The 6,916-nt window shown below is 68.0% G+C and carries 5 protein-coding genes; 4 read left to right on the top strand and 1 reads right to left on the bottom strand.

Going from position 1 to position 6,916, the window contains the following annotated elements:
- Nucleotides 1–452: alkaline phosphatase (locus ACE3SN_RS15440; protein WP_374531510.1), on the bottom strand; the 452-nt coding region annotated here is incomplete at its 3' end.
- Between the two features lie 92 nt (nucleotides 453–544).
- Here ACE3SN_RS15440 and ACE3SN_RS15435 point away from each other — a divergent pair.
- The 4 genes from ACE3SN_RS15435 to ACE3SN_RS15420 all read left to right on the top strand — a co-directional run.
- Nucleotides 545–1,276 (top strand): alpha/beta fold hydrolase, encoded by a 732-nt coding sequence (locus tag ACE3SN_RS15435; protein WP_374531509.1) that lies wholly within the window; start codon nucleotides 545–547, stop codon nucleotides 1,274–1,276.
- Between the two features lie 20 nt (nucleotides 1,277–1,296).
- On the top strand, nucleotides 1,297–2,148 hold the full coding sequence (locus ACE3SN_RS15430; protein ID WP_374531507.1) for a tetratricopeptide repeat protein: 852 nt from the start codon (nucleotides 1,297–1,299) through the stop codon (nucleotides 2,146–2,148).
- Nucleotides 2,145–3,131 carry an LLM class flavin-dependent oxidoreductase gene (locus ACE3SN_RS15425; RefSeq protein WP_374531505.1) on the top strand — a complete coding sequence of 329 codons (987 nt, stop codon included), beginning with the start codon at nucleotides 2,145–2,147 and terminating at the stop codon, nucleotides 3,129–3,131. Before ACE3SN_RS15430 ends, ACE3SN_RS15425 begins: the two co-directional genes overlap by 4 nt.
- 138 nt (nucleotides 3,132–3,269) lie before the next feature.
- On the top strand, nucleotides 3,270–6,916 hold a 3,647-nt coding region (locus ACE3SN_RS15420; protein ID WP_374531503.1), incomplete at its 3' end, for an NAD-glutamate dehydrogenase domain-containing protein.

The following is a 6,916-nucleotide window of genomic DNA, read 5'->3' as shown; positions in this document are numbered from 1 at the left end:
AAGCCATAGTTCGAACACGAGAACACCGCGAGCTTGAAGCTGGCCAGCTTGCCCACCGGCAAGGTGCGGGTGCGCCCGATTGCCGAAACCTCGCCCGAGGGGGCGATGAAGCGGTAATAGTACCACTTGCCGGGCTGGAGCCCCCGCGCCCAGGCCTTGGCGCAGAAATCGTTCTCGGGCTGGGCCTGAACCGCGCCCGATGCCACCGGACGGGTAAATTCGGCGTCTTCGGACATTTCCCAGCTCAACCGCACGGTGTCGCCATGCCCCGAGCGGTAGCGCGTCCACAGCAGCACCTGTTCCGGTCCCGGCTCGCCGCTGGCCACCCCATGCGTGAAGCCCTTGGGCTCTTCCGCGGCAATAAGCGGCGCAGACAGGCCGGCCACGCCGAGCGCACCGAGCTTGAAGAAATTGCGGCGGCTGGCAGTGGGCATGCGATCAGGCAGGGACATGGCGTACTCCGAAGGCTTTGGCTCAGATTAAACGGGATTCATGACAGGGCAATGGCATTGCCCTGCCCTGGCCGAAGCGGCATGAAAGCGTCATGACCGAAACCCGCTTCCATACACTCGCCGACGGCCGCCGGATCGCTTATCGCCATGCTGCCGGCACCGGCCCTGCGCTGGTCTTCCTGCCGGGCTATATGTCCGACATGGCGGGCGGCAAGGCGACCGCCGTGCTGGACTGGGCCGCGGCGCAGGGGCGCGAATGCCTGCTGCTTGACTATTCGGGCTGCGGGGAAAGCGACGGCGACTTTGCCGATGGCTCGCTCAGCCGCTGGCGGGACGAAGTGCTGGCGCTGATCGAGGCGCAGTGCAGCGGGCCCGCGGTGCTGATCGGATCGTCGATGGGCGGATGGCTGATGTTGCTTGTCGCGCTTGCGCGGCCAGAGCAAGTCCATGCACTGGTCGGCATCGCGGCCGCGCCGGACTTTACCGAATGGGGCACCAGTGCCGAAGACAAGGCCCGGCTTACCGCCGGGGAGACGCTTTACCAGCCTAACCCCTACGGCCCGGAACCGACCCCGACCCACGCCCGGTTCTGGGCCGACGGGCAAGCGCAGTTGTTGCTGCATGGCGAAATCGCGCTGACCTGCCCGGTGCGGTTGCTGCACGGCCAGGCGGACCCGGACGTGCCGTGGGAGCTTGCGCTCAAACTCGCCGCCGCGCTGCGTTCAGGTGATGTGCAGGTCACCCTGCTCAAGGACGGCGACCACCGGCTTTCGCGCGACGCGGACATTGCCCTGCTGCTGCGCACGCTGAACGACCTGCCCTGAATCCTCCCAAGAGGAACCCGATGTCCCTTGCCCTCGCCCTGCTGCTCCCCTTCGCCGGACAGGTCGGCCCCGGCGGCGCCTTGCCGCAGGCCCCGATCGAGATCCATCATCGCAAACCGCAGCCAAGCCAGGAGCCCAGCCTGCCCATGCCGCAAGCCCAGACCCGGATGGGCAATTGCCTCGCCCTCGCCCAGTCCGATCCGCTGGCCGCGCTGGATATCGCCGACGGATGGGCCAAGGGCCTGACCGGCGCCGCCCATGCCGAGCCCAAGCACTGCCAGGGCGTGGCGCTGTCCCGGCTGGGACGCTGGGCCGAGGCTGAACTCGCCTTCCGCGAGGCCCGCGACGATACGCCGGTCAGCGACCGCGCGGCGCGCGCGGCGCGCGGGGCCATGGCCGGCAATGCCGCGCTAGCCGCCGGATCGGCGGACCGGGCGCTGGCCTCGCTCGACATTGCCCATACCGATGCGCTCTCTGCCGGGCTGACCCAGCTGACCGGCGAGATATCGATCGACCGGGCCCGCGCCCTGGTCGGCCTTGGCCGACTCGACGAGGCAGGCATCGCGCTGGCCGAAGCGCGCGCCAACGCTCCGGACAACCCGCAGGCCTGGCTGCTTTCGGCAACACTCGCGCGGCGGCAGGGCAAGCTTGAGGAAGCCCAGGCCGAGATCGAGGTTGCCGCCCGGTTGCTGCCGGTCGATCCCGAAATCGGGCTTGAAGCGGGCGTGATCGCGGTCCTTTCCGGCCGCGACGAAGCCGCGAGGCTGAGCTGGGAGTCGGTGATTGCGGCCGCGCCCGGCAGCGACGCCGCCAAGACGGCAAAGTCCTATCTTGACCAGTTGGGTCCGCCGCCTCCACCATCCGGCAAATGATCGACCTGTCCGTTCTCGACCTTGTCCCCGTACGCGAAGGCGGGACCGTTTCCGAAGCGCTTGCCGAGACCGCGCTGCTGGCCAAATGCGCCGAAGACGCGGGCTACAAGCGCTTCTGGGTGGCCGAACATCACGCGATGGAAGGCATTGCCGGCGGGGCGACCGCGGTCGTGCTCGCGCATGTCGGCAAAGCGACGCAGTCCATCCGGATCGGTGCGGGCGGGATCATGCTGCCCAACCACAACCCCTTCGTGATCGCCGAACAGTTCGGCACGCTCGACGCGCTCTATCCCGGGCGGATCGACCTCGGGCTTGGCCGCGCGCCGGGGGCGGACATGCGCATCGCCCAGGCACTGCGGCGCGATCTGGCGCGCGTTTCGGAATATTTTCCGCAGGACGTGGTCGAACTGCGCGCGCTGTTCACCGGTGAGCCCGAGCTGGGGATCAAGGCGACCCCCGGCCTTGGCGCGGCGGTTCAGATGTGGATGCTGGGTTCCAGCACCTTCGGCGCGCAGCTCGCCGCCGCGCTGGGCCTGCCCTATGCCTTCGCCTCGCACTTCGCGCCCGACCAGCTGGACGATGCGCTGCGGCTCTATCGCCACCAGTTCCGCCCCTCGGCGGCACTGGACAAGCCACACGTGATGGTGGCGATGAACGTGATCGCCGCCGATACCGACGAAGAGGCGGTGTTGCTCGCCTCGTCGATGGACCAAAGCTTTGTCGCGCTGCGCACCGGCAATCCGGGGAAGCTCAAGCCGCCGGTGCCGGGTTACCGCCAGACGCTGTCGCCCTCGATGCTGGCGATGCTCGAACACATGCGTCAGGCCAGCGCCATCGGCAGCGCAGAGACGGTGCGCGCCGCGATTGCCCGCTTCATCGAACGCACCGGCGCCGACGAAGTGATTGTTGGCGGGGCAACTTTCGATCCGGCCGCCCGCCGGCGCTCGCTGGAATTGACGGTCAAGGCCATTGGGGGGGCATAAGCCCGGGCCTGTTTTCCAAGGGGCAAACTGGTTGCAGTGGTGACTACTTGCTTCTACTATGCGCATAAATGCTACGTTCGATAGCAATTTTATAACAAGCAGGAACGGGCAGTCCGATCTGCCCGAGGAGCGCATGAAATGACCTCGAAAGCAGTCCTCCAACAGGCTCTGAGCGAGCGGCTCGCAGCGGCGCTCCTGCCGGGCGAAGCGCCGCTGGCTGGCGGCGAACTCGAACGCGCCGCCGCCTTCGTCCTGTCCGCCGCGCTGGAGCGCGACCCGGGCGAGCCGGCCATCGCGCTGGAATCGGTCTCGGGCAGTGCCAGCGAGCGCTTCATGCGCATTGCGGTGATCAATGACGACATGCCTTTCCTGGTCGATTCGATCGCATCGACCATTGCCACGCAGGGGCTGACGATCGACCGGCTGGTCCATCCGGTCGTCGCGGTGCGGCGCGACGCCAAGGGCGCGCTGACCGAAATCCTGAGCGGCGCTGCTTCTGGCGAAAAGCGCGAATCGATGGTCTATCTCGAAACCCGGCGCGGCGATGCCCGTCAGCGCCGCGCGCTCGAACTGGCGCTGGCCGCGACCCTCGCCGATGTTCGCGTCGCCGTGGCCGACTGGCCGAAAATGCAGGTCGCGATGGCCGAAGATGCCGATGCCTGTCCCGACAGCGAAGGCGCGGCACTGCTGCGCTGGTTCAAGGACGGAATGCTGACCCAGCTGGGGCATGTCGTACGCCATGCCGACGGCAGCCAGCATCAGGCGCTGGGCATCTGCCGCAAGAGCGCCAAGACCCTGCTCGGCCCGGTGTCCTATGAACGCGCGTTTCGCTGGTTCGACGAAGGCGGCGCGCGCGTGCCGCTGATCGTGAAGTCGAACCTCACCAGCAACGTCCATCGTCGCACCCCGCTCGATCTCTACATCGTGCCCCGCCGCGAAGGCGGCAAGGTAACCGCGCTGTCGGTCCATGCCGGAATCTGGACCAGCGCCAGCATGGTCGCCGCGCCAACGCAGATTCCGCGTATTCGCGCCCAGCTTGCCGATATGGCCAAGCGCTTCGGCTTTGCGCCGCAAGGCCATGCGGGCAAGGCGCTGGTCCATGCCCTGACCACGCTGCCCAACGACGTCCTGATCGCGATGTCCGACAGCGAGGTCGAACGGGTTGCGACCACCACGATGAGCCTGACCGACCGGCCCCGCCCCCGGCTGGCGCTCTACCCGGCCGCATTGATGCGCCACCTCTATGCTTTCGCCTGGGTCCCGCGCGACATGATGTCGACGGGTACGCGGCTGCAGATCGCGCAGATGCTGGTCGAAGCCGCCGATGCTCCGGTGCTGGACTGGGCGACCCAGATCGAGGGCAACCTCGCCCTGATCCGCTACGTGCTCGACCTGCCCGAAGTCGCCCGATTGCCCGACGAGGCCGCGCTCGATGCGCGCCTGCAGGCCATGCTGCGTGGATGGAGCGACGCGGTCGAGGACGAAATCGCGGCGAGCGAAGGCCCCTCGCGCGCCGCCGCGATCGCCGCGCGATATGCCGAGAGCTTTCCGCTGGCCTATCGCGGCGACTATTCCCCGGCAGAGGCCGCTGCCGACATTGCGCGGCTCAGGCGGCTGGTCGGCGAGGGCGAAGATGGCCCCCGCCGCGATGCGCGGCTGCACAGCGTGGCCGGTGACGATCCCGGCACGCTGCGGCTCAAGCTCTATCAGCTGCACGGCGCGATGGCCCTGTCCGAAACGGTGCCGGCGCTCGAGAACTTCGGCTTCCGCGTGATCGAGGATGTGCCGACGGAGCTCGATGGCGGCGCGCTCGGCACGATACACGATTTCCAGCTGGCGCCCCCTGCCGGGCATGACCCCGCCGCGCTGCTCGCCCGCGCCGCGACGATCGAGGGGGCGATTGCCGACGTGCTCAACGGCGCGGCCGAGGACGATCCCTTCAACCGCCTGATCACGACGGCCGATCTGACCGCGCGCGCCGCGAACTGGCTGCGCGCCTGGTATCGCTATCTGCGCCAGACCGGGCTCAACTACTCGCTGGCAACGGCGGTCGATGCGCTGGCCCATGCCCCCGTGGTCACGCGCGCGTTGCTCGCACTGTTCACCGCGCGCCACGACCCGGCCTTCAAGGGCGACCGGGCCAAGGCCGAGGCCGAGGCCCAGGACGCGATCCGCGACGGCCTTGCCGGGGTTTCGGCGATCAACGACGACCGCCTGCTGCGTCAGTACCGCGCCGTGATCGAGGCGATCCTGCGCACCAACGCCTTTGCCCCCGCAGGCGGTGACGCACTGGCCTTCAAGCTCGATTCCGCACTGGTGCCGGGCCTGCCCAAGCCCGTGCCATGGCGCGAAATCTTCGTCTATTCGCGCCGCGTGGAGGGCATCCACCTGCGCGCCGGCCCGGTCGCGCGCGGGGGCCTGCGCTGGTCTGACCGGCGCGACGACTTCCGCACCGAAATCCTTGGCCTGATGAAGGCCCAACGGGTCAAGAACGCGGTGATCGTGCCGACCGGCGCCAAGGGCGGCTTCTACCCCAAGCAGCTGCCGCTGATCGTGGCCGAGCGGCCCGAAACCCGCGATGCCTGGCTGACCGAGGGCAAGGACAGCTACAAGCTGTTCATCCGCACCCTGCTCTCGATCACCGACAACATCGTCAGCGGCAAGGTGGTCCACCCCGCCAAGGTCGTGATCCGCGACGGTGAGGACCCCTATTTCGTGGTCGCCGCCGACAAGGGCACCGCAACCTTTTCCGATACCGCCAATGCGCTTGCCGAAGAGCATGATTTCTGGCTCGACGATGCCTTCGCCAGCGGCGGTTCGAAGGGTTACGACCACAAGGCAATGGGCATCACCGCCAAGGGAGCCTGGCTTTCGGTGCAGCACCACTTCCTCGAACTGGGGGTGGACGTCCAGGCCGATCCGGTGCGGGTGGCGGGCTGCGGCGACATGTCGGGCGACGTGTTCGGCAACGGCATGCTGCTGTCGCAGTCGATCCTGCTGGTTGCCGCCTTCGATCACCGCCACATCTTCCTCGACCCCGCGCCCGATGCGGCAAAGAGCTGGGCCGAGCGGGCCCGGATGTTCGCCCTGCCGCGCTCCAGCTGGGACGATTACGACAAGGCGCTGATCTCCAAGGGCGGCGGCGTATTTCCGCGCAGCATGAAGTCGATTCCGCTCAGCCCGGAAATTCGCGCGCTGCTGGGGCTGGAGGTCGAGGCGATCGATCCCGACAGCCTGATCACCGCGATCCTGAAGGCGCAGGTCGACCTGCTCTGGTTCGGCGGGATCGGCACCTATGTGAAAGCCTCGAGCGAGAACAACGTTGCGGTCGGCGATCCGGCCAACGACGCGCTGCGCATCGATGGCGCGGACGTGCGTGCGCGGGTCATCGGCGAGGGCGCGAACCTGGGCTGCACCCAGGCGGGCCGGATCGAATTCGCGCTGAAGGGCGCGGACGGGATTGGCGGCCGGATCAACACCGACTTCATCGACAATTCAGCCGGGGTCGACTGCAGCGACAACGAGGTCAACATCAAGATCGCGCTGGCCAGCGCCAAGCGCGCCGGGCGGCTCGACGAGGCCGGCCGCGTCAAGCTGCTGACCGCGATGACCGACGAGGTTGCCGAGCTGGTCCTTGAAGACAACCGCCTGCAGGCGCTGGCCCTGTCGATCGCCGAAGTCGGCGGGCCAAGCGCCACGGCATCGCACCTGCGGCTGATCGAAACGCTCGAAAGCGGCGGTCACCTCGACCGCAAGACCGAAGGGCTGGCTGACGGCGATACCTT

The organism is Novosphingobium sp. (assembly GCF_041915465.1).
GTDB lineage: Bacteria > Pseudomonadota > Alphaproteobacteria > Sphingomonadales > Sphingomonadaceae > Novosphingobium.
This window is presented reverse-complemented; position numbering and strand designations above follow the sequence as displayed.

Bases quoted from the DNA above. Each gene is read 5' to 3' on its own strand.
- ACE3SN_RS15435 (WP_374531509.1), top strand. From the start codon at position 545: ATGACCGAAACCCGCTTCCATACACTCGCCGACGGCCGCCGGATCGCT.
- ACE3SN_RS15430 (WP_374531507.1), top strand. From the start codon at position 1,297: ATGTCCCTTGCCCTCGCCCTGCTGCTCCCCTTCGCCGGACAGGTCGGC.
- ACE3SN_RS15425 (WP_374531505.1), top strand. From the start codon at position 2,145: ATGATCGACCTGTCCGTTCTCGACCTTGTCCCCGTACGCGAAGGCGGG.